The sequence below is a fragment of the Micromonospora sp. WMMC241 genome, assembly GCF_027460165.1.
Taxonomy (GTDB): Bacteria; Actinomycetota; Actinomycetes; order Mycobacteriales; family Micromonosporaceae; genus Micromonospora; species Micromonospora humi.
Genome location: NZ_JAPZBF010000001.1, coordinates 2,499,538 through 2,518,024 on the forward strand (window position 1 = coordinate 2,499,538; position 18,487 = coordinate 2,518,024).

Here is an 18,487-nt window from a genome sequence, read left to right on the forward strand (position 1 = left end):
GTCGAGGAGACATCTAATGGCGATGAAGCGCCGCGCCGGTGCCGTCCTGGCACTGTTGATGACAAGCGCCCTCGTCGCCGCCGGATGCAGCGGCGGTGGCGACGACGAAGCACCAGACACGGGAAGTGAGCTGTACAAGAACCCGGTGACGTTGACCTGGTGGCACAACGCCTCCCAGGACGGCCCCGGCAAGACGTACTGGGAGAAGGTCGCCAAGGACTTCTCCACCGCCCACCCGACCGTCAAGATCGAGATCGAGGCGATCGAGACGAACCAGCTCCAGCGCACCCGGCTCCCCGCCGCGCTGCTGAGCAACGACCCGCCGGACATCTTCCAGGCGTGGGGCGGCGGCGAGATGCGCGAGCAGGTGGAGGCCGACTACCTCAAGGACGTCACCGACCAGGTCAAGGGCGAGGTCGCCGACATCGGCAGCGCCTCCGAGATCTGGCAGGTCAACGGCAAGCAGTACGGCCTGCCGTTCCGGATGGGCATCGAGGGCGTCTGGTACAACAAGGACATGTTCGCCAAGGCGGGCATCGCGGCGCCGCCGACCACGTTCGAGGAGCTGAACGCGGCGGTCGCCAAACTCAAGGCGATCAACGTCATCCCGATCGCGCTGGGCGCGGGTGACAAGTGGCCGGCCGCCCACTGGTGGTACAACTTCGCGCTGCGGGCCTGCTCGGTCGACACGCTGAAGAAGGCGAGCACCGACCGGAACTTCGACGACCCGTGCTTCGTCAAGGCCGGCCAGGACCTGAAGGCCTTCATCGACACCAAGCCGTTCCAGAACAACTTCATCGCCACGCCCGGTCAGAACGACCCGACCAGCGCCAACGGCCTGCTGGCCAACGGCAAGGCCGCGATGGAGCTGATGGGCGACTGGAACCGGGGCACGCTGGACACGGTCGCCACCGACAAGGCGAAGCTCGCCAAGTTCCTCGGCTGGTTCCCGGTTCCGGCGATCTCCGGATCCGCGGGCGACCCGAAGGCGGCCCTCGGCGGCGGCGACGGGTTCGCCTGTGCCAAGCAGGCCCCGGCGGAGTGCGTCGAGTTCCTCAAGTACCTCGTCAGCCCCGAGGTGCAGAAGGGCTACGCGGCCACCGGCACCGGCCTCCCGGTCGCCAAGGGCGCCGCGGACGGCGTGACGGACCCGGCGCTGAAGTCCATCCTGACCGCCACCTCCGACGCCACCTACGTGCAGCTCTGGCTGGACACCGCCTACGGCAGCACGGTCGGCAACGCGATGAACGACGCCATCGTCGCCATCTTCGCCGGCAACGGCAGCCCGGAGAAGGTCGTCGCGGCCATGAAGGCGGCCGCGAGCAAGTGACCTCCACCGACCAGACCCGGTTCCCCGCCGGCGGCGTCTCCGCGCCGCCGGCGGGCCTCCGGCCCGCCGCGCGCCCGTCCGCCCGCCGGGCCCAGACCCGTCGCAAGTGGTACGAGATCGTCGGGCTCACCACGCCGGCGCTCGTCGTCTACGTGACCTTCGTGCTGGTGCCGATGGGCTTCGCGTTCTACTACAGCCTGTTCCGGTGGCGCGGGGTGGGCCCGCCCACCGAGTACGTCGGCTTCAAGAACTACGTCCTGGCCTTCCAGGACCCGATCTTCCTCGACGCGCTGCGCAACAACGCCATCGTCGTGTTCGGGTCGCTGCTGATCCAGGGCCCGATCGCGCTGGGCGTCGCGCTGCTGCTCAACCGGCGCTTCCGCGGGCGCTCCACGTTCCGCCTGCTGGCGTTCGTGCCGTACGTGCTCGCCGAGGTCACCGTCGGCATCATGTGGAAGCTGATCCTGACCGGCGACGGCACCGTCGACGTGCTGCTGCGGGCGGTGGGCCTGGGCGGCTTCGTGCAGGCGTGGCTCGCCGACCTCGACGTGGTCATCTGGACCCTGCTGTTCGTCCTCACCTGGAAGTACGTCGGCTTCGCCATCATCCTGCTGCTCGCCGGCCTGTCCAACGTGCCGGACGAGCTGACCGAGGCCGCCGCCATCGACGGCGCGAGCTGGTGGCAGATCCAGCGCCACATCACGCTGCCGCTGCTGGGCCCGACGATCCGGATCTGGATGTTCCTGTCCATGATCGGTTCGTTGCAGGTCTTCGACGTGGTCTGGGTGACCTCGGTGCCCGCGGTCCGCTCCCTGGGCGCGTCGGCCACCATGGCGACCTACATGGTGGACAACGGGTTCTTCGCCCGGCTGTGGGGCTACGGCAACGCGGTTGCCGTGATCCTGTTCGTCATCTCCTTCGTCGCGGCGCTGCTGTTCCAGCGCTTCCTGCTCCGCCGGGACATCGAGGGCGCCATCACGAGAAGGGCGAACTGAAACGTGACCGCGAACTCCGTCCTCTCCCGGCCCGCCAGCCGTCGCCCGCTCACCTGGGGCACACCGCTGACGTACGCGCTCGCGCTCGCCGTCGCGGCGGTGTCGATCGCGCCGATCGTCTACGTGATCGTCGGCGGCTTCCGCACCACCCCGCAGATCGTCGCCGACCCGGCCGGGCTGCCCGACCCGTGGGTCTGGGACAACTACGCCCGGGTGCTGACCCAGAGCGACTTCTGGCGGCAGGCGTTCAACAGCGCGGTGATCGCGCTCGGCACCACGCTCGGCGTCGTGGTGCTCGGCCTCTGCGCCGCGTTCGTGATCGCCCGCTACACCTTCCGTGGGCGGGAGGCGTTGCACACCTTCTTCACGCTGGGCCTGCTCTTCCCGGCCGGTGCGGCGATCCTGCCGCTCTACCTGATGCTGCGTGACCTGAACCTGATCAACTCCTACTACGCGGTGATCCTCCCGCAGGTCGCCTTCTCACTGCCGATCACGATCGTCATCCTGCGACCGTTCCTGTCCGCCATCCCCCGGGAGTTGGAGGACGCCGCCGCGATCGACGGCGCGGACCGGCTCGGCTTCCTCTGGCGCATCGTGCTGCCGCTGTCGCGACCCGCGCTGGTCACCGTCGGGATCCTCGCGTTCGTGGCGAGCTGGAACGCGTTCCTGCTGCCGCTGCTGGTCCTCGGTGACGCCAACCTGCACACCCTGCCGCTGGGCGTGCAGAACTTCTCCAGCCAGTACACCACCGACACGGCGGGCGTTCTCGCCTTCACCTCGCTGGCGATGTTGCCGGCACTGCTCTTCTTCACGCTCGCCGAGAAGCAGATCGTCGGCGGCCTGCAAGGCGCCGTCAAGGGCTGAGCGGCAGCGGTACGAGCACAACCAAGGGAAAGGCACACCATGACAGAGGTCCACGCGGTGGTGGGCGGGCCGGCACCGGTCCAGGCAGCTCCGGACCACGACCGGCCCGACGGGCACACCGGTGAGGCACGGGTGCGCGAGTTGCTCGGCCGGATGACGCTCGACGAGAAGGTCGCGCAGCTCGTCGGGTTCTGGGAGAAGGCGGACGGCGAGGCGGTCGCGCCCCTGCAGGGCGAGTTCACCGACGCCGTCCGGCTCGAGGACTTCGTCCGGCACGGGCTGGGTCATCTCACCCGCGCCTACGGCACCCGTCCGGTCGACGCCGCGGCGCGCGCGGCCTGGCTGTGGGAGTTCCAGCGGAACCTGGTCACCGGCACCCGGCTGGGCATCCCGGCGATCGTGCACGAGGAGTGCCTCACCGGCCTGTCGGCGTGGAAGGCGGCCACCTTCCCCACGCCACTGGCCTGGGGCGCCGCGTTCGACCCGGAGCTGGTGACCGAGATGGCCGCGGCGATCGGGTCGTCGATGCGGGCGCTCGGCATCCACCAGGGGCTCGCCCCGGTGCTCGACGTGATCCGGGACCCGCGCTGGGGCCGGGTCGACGAGTGCGTCGCCGAGGACCCCTACCTGGTCGGCACCATCGGCACGTCGTACGTGCGCGGCCTGCAGTCGCAGGGGGTGCTCGCGACGTTGAAGCACTTCGCGGGCTACTCCGCGTCGCGGGCCGGGCGCAACTTCGGCCCGGTGCACGCCGGCCCCCGGGAACTCGCGGACGTGTTGTTCCTGCCGTTCGAGATGGCGATCCTCGACGGTGACGCGCGCAGTGTCATGCACTCCTACACCGAGATCGACGGGGTGCCGGTGGCCGCCGACCCGGCGATGCTGACCGGCGTGCTGCGGGACCGGTGGGGCTTCGACGGCACGGTGGTGGCCGACTACTACGGGGTCGCCTTCCTGAACCTGCTGCACCACGTCGCCGCCGACAACGCGGACGCGGCCGGGCAGGCGCTGGCCGCGGGCCTCGACATCGAGCTGCCGACCGGCGACGCCTTCCTGACCCTGGCCGAGTCGGTCCGGGCCGGCAGGGTCGACGAGGCGCTGGTGGACCGGGCGGTGCTGCGGGTCCTGCGCCAGAAGCAGGAGGTGGGGTTGCTCGACGCCACGTTCACCGACGAGCCGCCCCAGGCGATCGACCTGGACCCGCCGGGGCACCGGGCGATCGCCCGTCGCCTCGCCGAGGAGTCGATCGTGCTGGTCGCCAACCAGGGCGTGCTCCCACTGCCGGCGGGCCGGCGGGTGGCGGTCGTCGGCCCGAACGCGGACCGGCCGGGCGCGCTCTTCGGGTGCTACTCCTTCCTCAACCACGTGCTGGTCCAGCATCCCGGCGTGGAGGCCGGTTTCGAGGTGCCGACCGTCCTGGACGCGATCCGCGCCGAGCTGGGCGCCGACCTCGTCACCTGGGCCGGTGGCTGCGACGTGGACAGTGCCGACCGGTCCGGCTTCGACGAGGCGGTCGCCACCGCGTCCGCCGCCGACGTCGCCGTCCTGGTCGTCGGCGACCACGCCGGCCTCTTCGGCCGGGGCACGGTCGGCGAGGGCTGCGACCGGGACGACCTGGAGCTGCCGGGCGTCCAGCGGGAACTGGTCGAGGCGGTGCTGGCGACCGGCACCCCGGTCGTGCTGGTGCTGCTCACCGGCCGCCCGTACGCGATCGACTGGGCGCTGACCCGGTGCGCGGCCGTGGTGCAGTCGTTCTTCCCCGGCGAGGAGGGCGCGGGCGCGATCGCCGGCGTGCTCCGCGGGCGGGTCAACCCGTCGGGCCGGCTGCCGGTCAGCCTGCCCGGCTCGGCCGGCGCGCAGCCGTACTCGTATCTGCACCCGACGCTCGGCGCGGGCGGTAACGGCACCAACCTGCCGGCGACGCCGGCGGCGCCGTTCGGCCACGGCCTGTCGTACACGACGTTCGCGTATCGCGACCTGACCGTGCCGGCCACCGTGCCCACCGACGGCGCGCTGCCCGTGACGGTGCGCGTCACCAACACGGGCGCGGTCGCCGGCGACGACGTGGTCCAGCTCTACGGCCACGACGTGGTGGCCCCGGTGACCCGGCCGGTGGCGCAGTTGCTCGGCTACCGGCGGGTGCGCCTGGAGCCGGGGGAGTCGGTGACGGTCGGGCTGACGGTGCCCACGACGCGGTTGGCCTTCTCCGACCGCACGCTCACCCGGGTCGTGGAGCCCGGCGCGGTCGAGCTGTGGGTCGGCACCAGCGCGCGGCGGGACACCGAGGCGTCGACCACGCTGGTCGGCGACACGGTCCGGGTCACCAACGCGTCCGCGCGTTGGACGACCACCGAGCTGAGCTGAGGTGTCCGCCGCCGGCCGTCCACGGGGCGGCCGGCGGCGGAAGCACTTCCTCCCCGTATCATCGGTTTAAACGCATATGAGGCCTATGTCGGGCTTGCCCTCCGTAGGCTCCGGGATGTCATCCAGCCCCTGGACCGGGGCTTCCGGTGCCGGCCCGACAGGGATGCGTGAGTCGACGATGATGGACGCGGACACCATGGTCCTGCCCCGCCTCGGGCCCACCGAGGCCGGCGTCGAGGACCCGTGGGGCGAGGACCGGCCGCCGCGCCGCAGCCGGGCCGCCACGCGCGCCGCGGCCGGCGCCGGCCGGTGGCGGGCGGTCCCGTGGCTGCTGCCGGCGCTGCTGGCGGGCGGCCTCGGCGGCGCCGGGCTCTCCACGCCGGGGCTGCGGACCGAGGAGCTGGCGACCTGGCGCGCCGCCACGTCCCCCTGGCGCGACACGCTGACCGGGGGCGACGCCGCCTCGACGCCGTACCACCTGCTGATGCGGGGGTGGGCGGAGCTGTTCGGCGCCTCCGACGTCGCCCTGCGGCTGCCGTCGCTGCTGGCGGTGACCGTGGCCGTGGCGCTCGTCGGTGGGCTGGCCGCCCGGTTGTTCGCGCCGGGCACGGGCGTGCTGGCCGGCGTGCTTCTCGCGGTGCTGCCGACCACCACCCGGTACGCGCAGGAGGCCCGGCCGCACGCGGTGGCGCTGCTCGCCGCCGTGCTCGCCACCTGGCTGCTGCTGCCGATCCTCGACCGGCCGACCGCACGCCGACTCGTGGCGTACGCCGCCGGGGTGGCCCTGCTCGGCCTGTGTCAGCCCGGGGCGCTGCTGCTGCTCGCCGGCCACGGTTGGGTCGTGCTGGCCTTCCGGCGTCGGGCGGCGGGTCGCTGGTTCGCCGCCGCGGCGCCCGGGGTGCTGCTCGTGATCGTGTCGCTCTGGTGGGCCGGGCGGGGCGGCGGGTTCCTCCCGCCCGGTGTCCGGCCCGATCCGGCCGTCCTGGCGGCGGCGCCGCGGGAGCTGTTCGGCGTCACCGCGCTCGGCGCGGTGCTGGCCGGCCTGGCGCTGTTCAGCCTCCCGCTGCGGTACGCGGCCGCGATCTGCACGGCCTGGGCGCTGGTGCCGGCGCTGGCGATGCTGCTCGCCGCGTGGGCCGTCCCGGTCTGGTCGCCGGCGGCCCTGTTCTTCACGCTGCCGGCCTGGGCGGTGCTCGGCGCGGTCGCGCTGTCCCGGCTCGGCACCCGCTGGGCGGTGGCCGGGCTGGCGGCGATCGCCCTGCTGGGCGTGCCGGCGCAGGTGGCCGGGGCGCCGGCAATCCGCCTGATTCAGGCACTTTGTAGTTGATTGTCGGCTTAGGATCGGTCACGTTCGGGCGAGCCCGATGCAGACCATGGGGGAAACGTGGCCGTCGCCGCCGATACACGCCTGTCCCGCGCCACCCGGCCGGGCACTCCGGGCGACCGCCCGCCGACCACGCCACCCGGGCGGCCCGTCCACCCGGGGCCGGACCGCCGGCAGCGCAACATCCGGGCCCGCCTGGCGTACGCCCGCTGCGGCTCGACCACCGGGCCGCTGCGCCCGCCCCGCCGCCCCGACGCGCCTGTCGAACTCCGCCCCGCCGCCTCGGTCGCCGCGCGGCTGGTGCTCACCCTGCTGGTGCTGGTCAACAGCGCGGCCGGCCTGCTCTTCGTCGGTTGGCTGCTGCTGCCGCAGCACGTGCCCGGCCCGGGCGTGGTCGGGCTGGGCGGCTGGCAGACGGCCGCCGCCCGGCTCGCGTTCTGCGTGGTCGTCGGCATCGAGCTGATCCGGCTGGCGCAGAACGCGGTGGTGTGGGTCTTCGCCTTCCACGCCAAGGACCCGGTGCCCGTCGACCCGCCGGTCGGCCTGCGGGTGGCCCTGCTCACCACGATCGTGCCGAGCAAGGAGCCGCTCGACGTCGCGGAGCGCACCCTGCGCCGGCTGCGGGAGATCGTCTACTGCGGACGCGTCGACGTGTGGATCCTCGACGAGGGCGACGACCCGGCGGTCCGGGCGATGGCCGCGCGCCTGGGCGTGCGCCACTTCACCCGCAAGGGCCGGCCGGAGTACAACCAACCGCGCGGCGAGTTCCGGGCCCGCACCAAGTCCGGCAACCACAACGCCTGGCGGGCCGAGCACGAGCACGGCTACGACGTGGTGGCGAACGTCGACCCGGACCACGTGCCGCTGCCGAACTTCCTGGAACGCACGCTCGGCTACTTCCGCGACCCCGACGTGGCGTTCGTGGTGACCCCCCAGGTGTACGGCAACATGCACCAGAACTTCGTCGCCCACGGCGCCTCGGTGCAGCAGTACCTCTACAACGGGCTGATCGCGCGCGGCGGCAACGGCCTGGACGCGCCGCTGCTCACCGGCACCGGTCACCTCTACCGCCCGGCGGCCTGGCGGACCATCGGCGGCTACCAGGACTCGATCATCGAAGACCATCTCACCAGCATCCGGATCCACGCCGCCGTCAACCCGGCCACCGGCCGGCGGTGGAAGGGCGTCTACACCCCGGACGTGGTGGCGCTGGGGGAGGGACCGACCTCCTGGGCCGACTACTTCAACCAGCAGAAGCGCTGGGCGGCCGGCATCTGCGAGATCCTGCTCCGGCGTGAGCTGCGCGCGCCGCGCGAGCTGCCGTCCCGGCGTCGCTGGCAGTACCGCCTGCTCCAGTTCTACTACCCGAGTGTGGCGGTCAGCCTGCTGCTGGGCAACGCCGCCACCGCGCTCTACCTGCTCACCGGCGTGTCGGCGGGCCGGCTGGACCCGCAGGTGTGGGCGACGCTGTGGGGCGCCACCATCGGCACCTGGTTCCTGCTGTGGCTCTGGTTGCGCCGGTTCAACATCGCCCCGCACGAGCGGGAGGAGGTCGGCATGGTCGGCATGGCGCTCGCGCTGTTCGCCGGCCCGGTCTACCTGGCCGCCGCGGCCGGCGCGTTGCTGCGTCGCCGGCTCGGCTTCGTGGTCACCGCCAAGGGGACGCTGCGCACCGTCGAGTCGCCGCGCACCTTCCGGCTGCACCTGTGCTGGGCGGGAGCCGCGGCCGGCCTGCTCGCGGCGAGCGTCGCGCTGGACCACGGCCACCCGCTGCTGAGGGTCTGGCCGGTGCTGACGCTGCTCACCGGGATCGCACCGCCGCTGATCGCCTGGGTGGAGAACGCCCGTGCCCGCCGGGTCGAACCGGCGCCCGCGCCCGAGCGGCCGAGGCCGGTCCGCGAGGGGGCGCCGTGCTGAGGCTGACCGTGCCCCGGGTCGGCCTGGCGCTGGCCGGTGCGCTGCTGCTGGCGTACGCCTTCGTGGTGGCGCCCGGCGCGTGGCGCGCGACGGCCGACGCCCCGGCGGCGACCGCGTCCGTCCCGGCGGGCGGCGTGTTCCCGCCGGCCGGCCGGGCGTTCTTCGGGGTGATGACCGACAAGGGCCCCTACGACCTCACCGACACCGACCGGTTCGCCGCCGCCGCCCGGCGCGCGCCGCAGCTGATGCTCTTCGGCGCGAGCTGGGCGTCGGCCGCCTTCGACCGGAGCCTGTTCGACCGGATCGCCGAGCGGGGCATGATGCCGATGCTGGGCTGGGAGCCGTGGGACCACACCGTGGACGAGGCGGCCCGGCGGACCGGGCTGCCGGCCCGCCGGGTGGACCGGATCCGGGCCACCCAGCCGGACTTCCGGCTGGACCGCATCGCCACCGGCGACTTCGACGGCTACCTGCGGTCCTGGGCGGACGGGGTGCGGTCACTGGGCTACCCGGTCGCGATCCGCTTCGCGCACGAGATGAACGGCGACTGGTACCCCTGGTGCGAGCGGGCCAACGGCAACCGGCGCGGTGACTACGTGCGGGCCTGGCGGCACGTGCACGACGTCTTCACCGCCGCCGGCGCCACCAACGTCACCTGGGTGTGGAGCCCGAACGCGCGGTGGGACAAGACGACCGCCGGGCTGGGCGGGCTCTACCCGGGTGACGACTACGTCGACTGGGTCGGCGTCACCGGCTACTACGGCACCGGCGCGTTCACCAAGACCTACTGGTCGTTCGACCAGATCTTCGGTCCGACCATCGCCGAGATCCGCGGCGTCACCGGGAAGCCGCTCGTCGTCACCGAGACCGGCGCCTCCGACGTCGACGCGCGTAAGGCCCGCTGGATCCGGGAGACGTTCGACTCGCTACCGCGCTACCGGAACCTGATCGGACTGGTCTGGTTCGAGGTGGACAAGGAACAGGACTGGCGCATCGCCGACTCGCCGGCGGCGGCGGACGCGTTCGCCGAGTCGGTGGCCACCGACCGCTACGACCTGACCTGGTCGCCGGCGATGACGCCGCGGACCGGGCCGGACGGGTAGACCCGGCGGTCTCCTCGCCGACGACCGGCGATTTCGCCGATGCGGTCGGCGCGCCGGGCATCGATGCTGACGCATGTCGATGTTCCCCCGCCCCGGCAAGGAGTGACCGACGTGCCCACCATCGCCACCCGCCCCCGCATCCCCGTCCGTGCCCTGGCCCGGCTCGCCGTGGCGGCCGTGCTCGCCGCCGGCGGCGCACTGGCCGTCCCGTCGGCGGCCGCCGCCGACAACCCCTACCAGCGCGGCCCGGCGCCGACCGTCGCCGTCCTCGAGGCCAGCCGCGGGCCGTTCGCCACCTCGTCCTACAGCGTCTCCGCGCTGAGCGTCACCGGCTTCGGCGGTGGCGTCGTCTACTACCCGACCAGCACCGCCGAGGGCACCTTCGGGGCGGTCGCCATCTCGCCCGGCTACACCGCCACCTGGTCCAGCCTGAGCTGGTTGGGCCCGCGGATCGCCTCGCACGGCTTCGTGGTGATCGGCATCGAGACCAACACCCTGCTGGACCAGCCGGACAGCCGGGGCCGCCAGCTCCTGGCCGCGTTGGACTACCTGGTGCAGCGCAGCTCGGTGCGCGGCCGGATCGACGCCGGTCGGCTCGCCGTGGCCGGGCACTCGATGGGCGGCGGGGGCAGCCTGGAGGCCGCCGCGGCCCGGCCGTCCCTGCAGGCCGCCGTCCCGCTCGCACCGTGGAACCTGGACAAGACCTGGTCGGGGGTACGGGTGCCGACGCTCATCGTGGGCGGTGAGAGCGACTCGATCGCGCCGGTCGCCACCCACTCCGTCCCGTTCTACACCAGCATCCCGGCCTCGTCGGAGAAGGCGTACCTGGAGTTGAACGGGGCCAGCCACTTCTTCCCGCAGACCGTGAACACGCCGACGGCCAGGCAGACCGTGGCCTGGTTGAAGCGTTTCGTCGACGACGACACCCGCTACGAGCAGTTCCTCTGCCCCGGTCCGAGCGGCAGCGCGATCGAGGAGTACCGCAACACCTGCCCCAGCTCCTGACGCCGGTTCCGGGGGCGGCCGCCACGGCGGTCGCCCCCGGGTCGCGCGCGCGTCTTTTCCGACCGGTTGCCGATGGGTGACACTGGACGCATGGTTCCTGCATCGACAGTGCAAATAGCCTTGCGAGGTCGGGACGACGAGTGCGCCGCGATCCGGCGCCTCCTCGACCAGGCCGACGGCGGCGCGTTGCTCTGCCACGGCCCGCCCGGCTCGGGGCGCAGCGCGCTGCTGGCGTACGCCCGGCGGGAGGGCGGCGACCGCGCGGTGCTCACCGGCGCCGGCCTCGTCGACGAGGCGGCCCTGCCCTACGCCGGGCTGCACCGCCTGCTCGACCCGGTGCTCGACGCGGCCCGGGCGCTGCCCACCCGCCAGCGGCGGCTGCTGCGCCGCGCGCTCAACGGCGGGGAGTGCCCGTCCGACCAGCGGCTGGCCCTCGCCGCGGCGGTACGCTCCGTGCTCGCCGCCACGGCGCGCGACCGCCCCCTGCTGTGCACCGTGGACGACGTCGACCTCGGCGACCGGCAGACCGCCTGGACGCTCGCGGTGGTGGCGCGCCGGCTGCGCCGGCTGCCGGTGACCCTGCTGCTCACCGCCGGCGTGCCGGCGCCGGTCGACGGCATCCCGGCGCACCGGCTGCGCCCACTCGACCCGCACCAGTGCCGGGCACTGCTCGCCGACCGCCGGGACCCGCCTCCACCGGCCCGGGTGGCCGCCGCCCTCGCCGCGCTCAGCGGTGGCAACCCGCAGGCGCTGGCCGACCTGGCCGAGGCGCTCACGCCGGCCCAGTGGCAGGGCGAGGAGCCGCTGCCCGACGCGCCGCCGGCGGACGGCGCTCTCGGCGCCGCGTACCGCGCCCGCCTCGACCGGTTGCCGGCGTCCACACGCCGGATGGTGCTGCTGGCGGCGCTCGACACCGACGACGACCCGCACACCCTGGTCCACGCCGCGCGGGCGGCCGGCCTGACCGTCGACGCGCTCGCGCCGGCCGAGGCCGCCGGCCTGCTGCGGACCGGTCCGGCGGGCGTGACGTTCCCGCACCCGTTGGCCCGCGCCATGATCGAGGCCGTCGCGCCCTTGGCCGAGATGCGCGCCGCCCACCTGCTGCTGGCCGGGGTGCAGGGCATCGGGCGGCTGCGCCGTACCCTGCACCGCGCCGCCGTCGCCGACGGCCCGGATCCGGCGCTCGCCGCGGAGCTGGAGGCGGCTGCCGAACGGACCACCGAGCGGGCCAGGGCGATCGCCGCACTGCGACGCGCCGCGGAGCTGACCGCCGAGCCGGCGCGCGCGGCGGAACGGATGGTGGCGGCCGCCCGCCACGCCTGGGCCGGGGGCGACCCGGCACAGGCGCGGGACCTGCTGCGCCGGCTGCCGACCGCCGCCGCGAGCGGCCCGGTCGATCTGCTGCGGGGCGACATCCAACTACGTTGCGAGGCCCCGGGTGCCGCGGTGGCCACCCTGCTGGCCGCCGCGGACGCGCTCGCCGCGACCGACCGGCGGCAGGCACTGCTCGCGTTGGTCCGCGCCGGGGAGGCCATCTGCGTCACCGGCGACCACTACCGCTACGCCGAGGTGGCACGCCGTGCGGAGGCGCTGCGCGGCACCGGGGACCCGCCGGACGTCGAACTACTGGCCACGTTCGCGACGGGGGTCGGTGCGACGTTGCGCGGCGACCACGCGTGGGGTGGTCCGGCGCTGCGACGGGTCGTGGTTCTCGGTGGCCGGCTCGCCGGGCCGGCGCCCAGCCCGGCCGCGCTGGTGTGCGCCGCCGCGGCCGGACTGCTGGTGGCGGTGGACGGCGCCGCCCACGACCTCGCCGGGCGGGCCGTGGCCTCGACGCGGGCGCGTGGTGAGCTGTCGCTGCTGCCCCGGGCCCTGGAGCTGCGGGCGGTCGCGGAGTACTGGTTGGGTCGACACGAGCTCGCGGCGGAGACCGCCCGTGAGGGGCTCCGGGTGGCCCGGTCCACCGGGCAGGACGCCTGCGCCCAGGTGCACCTGGGCATCCTCGCGGTGCTGGCCGCCGTGCGGGCGGACCGGGCCGCCGCGCTCGCGTGGATCGCCGAGATCGGTGACCGTGCCGCCTCCGGCAGCCGGCCGGACGCCTACGCGCGCTGGGCGCTCGGGGTGCTCGACCTGGTCGACGGGCGGCACGCCGACGCCGCCGCCCGGCTGGCCGCGCTCGCCCGCGTCGGCACCGGCCGGGGGCAGGTGCTGGTGCAGGTCATGGCCACCCCGTACCTGGTGGAGGCCGCCGCCCACGACGGTGGCCGGCCCACCGCCGCGCTGGCGGTCTTCGACCACTGGGCCAGCAGCACCGTCAGCACGTCCCGCCGGGCGCTCGCCGCCCGCTGCCGCGCCCTGCTCGCGCCCCGGGGCGGCGCCGAGGCCGAACGGGAGTTCCGCACGGCGCTGCGGCTGCACCCGGCCGACACCGACCGTTTCGAGCGGGCCCGCACCGAGTTGCTGTTCGGCTGTGAGCTGCGGCGCAGCCGCCGGCCGCGGGACGCCCGGGCGCACCTGCACCGGGCCCGGGAGGCGTTCCTCCTGCTCGGCGCCACGGTCTGGGCCGAGCGGGCGGGCGAGGAACTGCGCGCGGCGGGGGAATCGGTCGGGCCGGTGCGACGGCCACCGGAGCTGCTGTTGACCGGGCAGCAGCTGCACATCGCCCGACTGGTCGCCGAGGGGGCGACCAACCGGGAGATCGCCGTCCGGATGTCGTTGTCCACCCGGACCGTCGATCACCACCTGCGCAACGTCTTCCACCGGCTCGGCGTGCGCTCCCGCACCGAGCTGGCCCGCCTGCTCGCCTGAGGCTCACCGGGGGCCACGGCGCGGCGCGTCGAGGCCGGCCGCCGATGTCGTGCCACCGGCCGGGACCTGTGGCGTCGCGGCGGCGTCACCACCGGGCGACACCGCCCGGTGCGCCGGTGACGGCCGGGTGACGCGGGCTCCGGCAGGGTCGCGGCACGAGGACGGCACGGCGCGAGGGGACGGCATGATCAGGACGATGCTCCGGCTGCGCGCGCACCCGGGATGCGAGCCCGCCGTGGGTCCCGCCTGGGAGATGATCGCCGGGCAGCTCGGCACCCTCCCCGGCGGCCTCCGGCACGAGCTGCTGGCCGACGCGCTGGACCCGTACGGCTTCGTCGTGGTCACCGAGTGGGTCGACGACGAGGCGCTGCGCGCCTACCGGGACGGCCCGGTGGCCGCCCGCCTGGCCGACCTGCTCCGGCCACTGACCGAACCGGCCGGTCCGCCCGACTACCCGCCGATGCGGGAGGACGGCGACGGCGACGGCCCGGTCTACGTGGACGTCGAGCTGACCGTGCCGCGGGACCGGCTCGCCGAGTTCCACCGGGGCTACCCCGAGGTGGTGCGGCGGATGGCGGCGATACCCGGCTACCGGCGCGAGCAGCTGCTCCGCGTACCCGACTCCGACACGCACCACATCTTCGCGGAATGGGATGCCGCCGCGCCGTTCCTCGACTGGATCGCCGACCCGGCGCACGCCTCGGCGCAGGCCGGGCCGATCGCGCCGTTCCTTCTCGACATCCACCGCCGCCTGTTCCACGTCGTGCCCGGTGGGGACGGCCGGCGACTCCACACCACCGGCAGGGAGGCCGACGTGCAGAGGACAACGGACGTACTGGTCGTGGGGGCGGGCCCCACGGGGCTGACCGCCGCCGTCGAGCTGGCCCGGCGCGGCATCGACTGCCGGGTGATCGACAAGCGGGCGACACCGGCCGGACAGGCGGACAAGGCGATCGGCGTGCACTGCCGGACCATGGAGATCTGGGAGGAGCAGGGCGTCGTCCGGGAAGCCATGGACGCCGGCATCTGGCTCACCGGCAACATGGTCTTCGTCAACGGCGAGCAGACCCACCGGATGAGCTGGGAGCTGCCCGGCCTGCCCTACGCCCACCTCGGCCTGCCCCAGTACGAGACCGAACGCATCCTCACCGCCCGGCTGGCCACGCTCGGGGTGCGCCCGCGGCTCGGCGCCGAACTGGTCGACTTCACCCAGGACGCGGACGGCGTGACCGCCACCGTGCGCACCGCCGACGGCGCCACCGAGACGGTACGCGCGGCGTACCTCGTCGGCTGCGACGGCGCGCACAGCCGGGTCCGGGACCGGCTCGGCCTCACCTTCACCGGCGGCCTGGGGCGCTTCCCGCAGCTGTTCATGCTCGTGGACGTGGATGTGGACTGGGACATGCCCGACGGGCACCTGCTGCGCTTCCTGCACACCACCGACGGGCGGATGGACGGGATGCTGGTCTGCGTGCCGCTGCGCGGCGAGCACCGCTACCGCATCGCCACCCTGGCCCCGCCGCGGTTCTTCGCCCGCACCGGCGGCCAGGACGCCCCGCCCGGGTTCAGCGAGGAGCTCGGCGAGCCGACCCTCGACGACGTGCAGGCCGCCCTCGACCGCCTCGCCCCGCCCGGCACCCGGGCGACGAACCTGCGCTGGTCGTCGGTGTTCCGGATCAGCCACGGCATCGTCGACCGTTACCGCCACGGTCGGGTCTTCGTCGCCGGCGACGCCGCCCACCTGCACCCGCCGGCCGGCGGCCAGGGCATGAACACCGGCATCCAGGACTCCTGGAACCTGGCCTGGAAGCTGGCCCTGGCGGTACGCGGGCAGGCCGCCCCCGGCCTGCTGGACAGCTACGAGGCGGAGCGGCGTCCGGAGGGTGAGGAGATCGTCGGCCGCGCGGTGCGGATGGCCGGCACCGAGGAGGTGGACCGGGCCGACCTGGAACGGCAGTTCCTCCAGGAGATGTCCCTGCTGCTCAGCTACGCCGGCAGTCCGCTGGTCGGGGAGACCGTCTCCGACCCGGCCGCGCTCGGTGACGCGCCTCGCCCCGGCGACCGCGCGCCGGACGTCGAGGGTCTGCGCCGGCGCGGCGTCGGGCACCCGCTGCGGCTGCGCGACCTGACCCGGGGCACCCGGCACACGTTGCTGCTCTACGCCGACGCCACGGCCGACGCGGCGGAGCTGGCCGGGTTCGCCGACCTCTGCGCCGACGCGCGGCGGCAGGCCGGCGGGGAACTGGACGCGTACCTGCTGCTCGACCCGGACGTCGCCGAACCGCGCCGGACCGACCCGCCGGTGCTGCGCGACGGCGACCGCCGCTTCCGCGCCGGGTACGGCCTGGCCGGCACCGGGCTCTACCTGATCCGCCCGGACGGGCACGTCGGGTTCCGCGGCGCCCCGGTCGACGCCGACGCGCTGCGCAAGCACCTGCACCTGATCTTCGGCGGCCCGCGGTGAACCGGGTGCGCACGGTCCTGGCGATGCGGACCCGGGAGGGCTGCGAGGAGCGGTTCGAGGCGGAGTGGCGCGCGGCCGCCGAGGAGATCCGCACCCTGGACGGCTGCCTGCACCAGGACCTGGTCCGCGACGCCGACGACCCGCGCGTCTATCTGGTGATCAGCGACTGGGCGGACCGGGAGCGGTTGGACGCGTTCGGCCGCAGCGCGCACCGCGACCGGCTGCTGCGGGTGGTCCGGGAGCTGCGCGAGTCCGCCGAGCGACACACCTATCAGGTGCTGCACAGCGTGACCGGCGAACCGGGGGAGGCCCGATGACCGAGGACGTCATGCCGGCGAGTGAGCTGTACACGGACGCGTTCGCGGCCGATCCCTATCCCACTTTCGCCCGGCTGCGGGCGCAGCGGCCGGTCTGCCCGGTCGGCTCGCCGCGCTTCGACTCGTGGTTGATCACCCGCTTCGACGACGCGCGCACGGCGCTGACCGATCCGCGCCTGTCCAAGGACCTCTACGGTCCCGACCAGCACTACCTGCGGATCTTCGGCCCGAACTCGGAGGGGCTGAACCGCAACATGCTCAACTCGGACCCGCCGGAGCACACCCGCCTGCGCCGGGTCGTGTCGCAGGCGTTCGCGCCGCGGCGGATCGAGGCGCTGCGTCCCCGGGTGGCCGCGATCGTCGACCAGCTGATCGACAAGATGGCTCCACAGGGTGCGGCGGACCTGATGCGGGACTTCGCCATCCCGCTGCCGATGACGGTCATCTGCGAGCTGCTCGGCGTCCCACCGGCCGACCACGACCGGGTGCTCGACTGGACCCAGGTGATCCGCACCTCCGGCTCGACCAGCCGGCCCCCGGCCGAGGAGCGGGCCGCGGTGCAGGAGGCCCAGCTGCGGCTGCACCACTACCTCGCCGACCTGGTCCGGGCCAAGCGCGACGACCCGGCGGACGACATCATCGGCGCGCTGGTGGACGCGGTCGACCGGGACCGGACGCTGTCCGAGGCGGAGTTGGTCACCACCACGTTCCTGCTGCTGTTCGCCGGTCACCAGACCACCGCCGACTTCCTCGGCAACGCGGTGCTGGCCCTGCTCACCCATCCGGAGCAGCTGGAGCTGCTGCGGACCACGCCGCGCCTGCTGCCGACCGCGATCGAGGAGCTGCTGCGCTTCGACGGCCCGCTGCCGGTGGCCAGCCCGCGCATCGCCACCGAGGACGTCGACTACCAGGGGGTACGCATCCCCCGCGGCGCAATCGTCGGGGTGGCGATCAACGCGGCGAACCACGACCCCGCGCACTTCACCGACCCGGACCGGCTCGACCTGCGCCGGGTCCGTGGCCCGCACCTGGGCTTCGGCCACGGCGTGCACTACTGCCTGGGCGTCTCGCTGGCCCGGATGGAGGCGCTGCTCGCGCTCTCCGCGCTGCTGCGCCGGCTGCCCGGGCTGCGGCTCGCCGTCCCGCTCGCCGAGGTGCGCCGGCTGCCGGCCGCCTCGCCCTTCCGCGGCCTGCTGGAACTGCCGGTCACCTTCACCGCCTAGCCCGCCCACCCAGCCAAGGAGCACACCCATGGTCTTCCGGAACGTGATCGTCTGCCACATGGTCCCCGGCAGCGACGAGATCGTCGGCAACGTCTTCGGCCACTACGACCAGGTCACCCGGCCCCAGGACCTCGGGGTCATCGGCCGGTACCTGCTGTCGCACCACGACCTCTACCTGCACGTGATCGAGCGTGAGCAGGACCCGAGGATCTCCGGGCAGACCCGCGGCCTGCCCGCCTTCCAGAAGATCGCCGAGGAGATCGGCCCGTACGTCACGCCGTACCCGCGTTACTGGAAGAACCCGTCGGACTCGGTGGCGAAGGAGTTCTACCACTGGGCGCCCGAGGGCGAGCCGCCCGAGGACACCACGCTGACCGTGATCGTCGGGCGGATCAAGCCGGGCGCCGAGCCGGACGTGGCCCGGGTGTTCGGCGAGTCCGACGCCGGGTCGCTCCCGAGGGACCTGGGCGTCACCGGGCGTTGGCTCTACTCGATCGACGACGTCTACGTGCACCTGCTGGAGCAGGAGTCGTCGGCGGCCGAGGCGACCCGGAACCAGCACGCCGAGAAGCCGGCCTTCGGCAAGGTGATGCAGGATCTCGGGCCGTACGTCGAGCCGTACCGGCCGGATCTCTGCCACGGCCCGCAGGACCAGGTGGCGAAGGTCTTCTACCGCTGGCGCGCGCAGGACTGAGCCGCGCGGGGTTTACACGCCGGTAGCGCTGTGCGCGCCTCGTGGGCGCGCTCCCACGATCGCCGGTGGTCGGGATCCT

Annotated in this window: 13 protein-coding genes; all 13 read left to right on the plus strand. The window is 74.1% G+C overall.

The window, feature by feature from the left end; all coding sequences use genetic code 11:
• Window positions 1–16 precede the first annotated feature (16 nt).
• Window positions 17–1,330 (plus strand): ABC transporter substrate-binding protein, encoded by a 1,314-nt coding sequence (locus O7598_RS11565; protein WP_269691325.1) that lies wholly within the window; start codon window positions 17–19, stop codon window positions 1,328–1,330.
• Window positions 1,327–2,325, plus strand: a complete 999-nt coding sequence (locus O7598_RS11570) for a carbohydrate ABC transporter permease (protein ID WP_091055641.1) — start codon at window positions 1,327–1,329, stop codon at window positions 2,323–2,325. Before O7598_RS11565 ends, O7598_RS11570 begins: the two co-directional genes overlap by 4 nt.
• 3 nt (window positions 2,326–2,328) lie before the next feature.
• On the plus strand, window positions 2,329–3,189 hold the full coding sequence (locus tag O7598_RS11575; protein WP_091055644.1) for a carbohydrate ABC transporter permease: 861 nt from the start codon (window positions 2,329–2,331) through the stop codon (window positions 3,187–3,189).
• A gap of 39 nt (window positions 3,190–3,228) precedes the next feature.
• Window positions 3,229–5,553: a glycoside hydrolase family 3 N-terminal domain-containing protein gene (locus O7598_RS11580; RefSeq protein WP_269691326.1), complete on the plus strand. Its 2,325-nt coding sequence runs from the start codon at window positions 3,229–3,231 to the stop codon at window positions 5,551–5,553.
• Between the two features lie 178 nt (window positions 5,554–5,731).
• On the plus strand, window positions 5,732–6,880 hold the full coding sequence (locus tag O7598_RS11585) for a glycosyltransferase family 39 protein (protein ID WP_269691327.1): 1,149 nt from the start codon (window positions 5,732–5,734) through the stop codon (window positions 6,878–6,880).
• A gap of 57 nt (window positions 6,881–6,937) precedes the next feature.
• Complete coding sequence (locus O7598_RS11590; RefSeq protein ID WP_269691328.1) at window positions 6,938–8,794, plus strand: glycosyltransferase family 2 protein; 1,857 nt, start codon at window positions 6,938–6,940, stop codon at window positions 8,792–8,794.
• Window positions 8,788–9,897 (plus strand): glycoside hydrolase family 26 protein, encoded by a 1,110-nt coding sequence (locus O7598_RS11595; RefSeq protein ID WP_269691329.1) that lies wholly within the window; start codon window positions 8,788–8,790, stop codon window positions 9,895–9,897. Before O7598_RS11590 ends, O7598_RS11595 begins: the two co-directional genes overlap by 7 nt.
• A gap of 111 nt (window positions 9,898–10,008) precedes the next feature.
• A complete protein-coding gene (locus O7598_RS11600) occupies window positions 10,009–10,902 on the plus strand; it encodes an alpha/beta hydrolase family protein (protein ID WP_442929850.1) in 894 nt (297 codons plus the stop codon).
• A gap of 120 nt (window positions 10,903–11,022) precedes the next feature.
• A complete protein-coding gene (locus O7598_RS11605; RefSeq protein WP_269691330.1) occupies window positions 11,023–13,710 on the plus strand; it encodes a helix-turn-helix transcriptional regulator in 2,688 nt (895 codons plus the stop codon).
• 184 nt (window positions 13,711–13,894) lie between these two features.
• Window positions 13,895–16,174, plus strand: coding sequence for an FAD-dependent oxidoreductase (locus O7598_RS11610; protein ID WP_269691331.1), 2,280 nt, complete (start codon window positions 13,895–13,897; stop codon window positions 16,172–16,174).
• A gap of 5 nt (window positions 16,175–16,179) precedes the next feature.
• Window positions 16,180–16,491 carry a putative quinol monooxygenase gene (locus O7598_RS11615; RefSeq protein WP_245716202.1) on the plus strand — a complete coding sequence of 104 codons (312 nt, stop codon included), beginning with the start codon at window positions 16,180–16,182 and terminating at the stop codon, window positions 16,489–16,491.
• The gene (locus O7598_RS11620) at window positions 16,488–17,714 is read left to right on the plus strand and encodes a cytochrome P450 family protein (protein WP_269691332.1); all 1,227 of its coding nucleotides are present in this window, start codon (window positions 16,488–16,490) and stop codon (window positions 17,712–17,714) included. The genes O7598_RS11615 and O7598_RS11620 overlap by 4 nt, the downstream gene beginning before the upstream one ends.
• A 28-nt stretch (window positions 17,715–17,742) precedes the next feature.
• Window positions 17,743–18,408, plus strand: coding sequence for a TcmI family type II polyketide cyclase (locus O7598_RS11625; protein ID WP_269691333.1), 666 nt, complete (start codon window positions 17,743–17,745; stop codon window positions 18,406–18,408).
• Window positions 18,409–18,487: the final 79 nt, after the last annotated feature.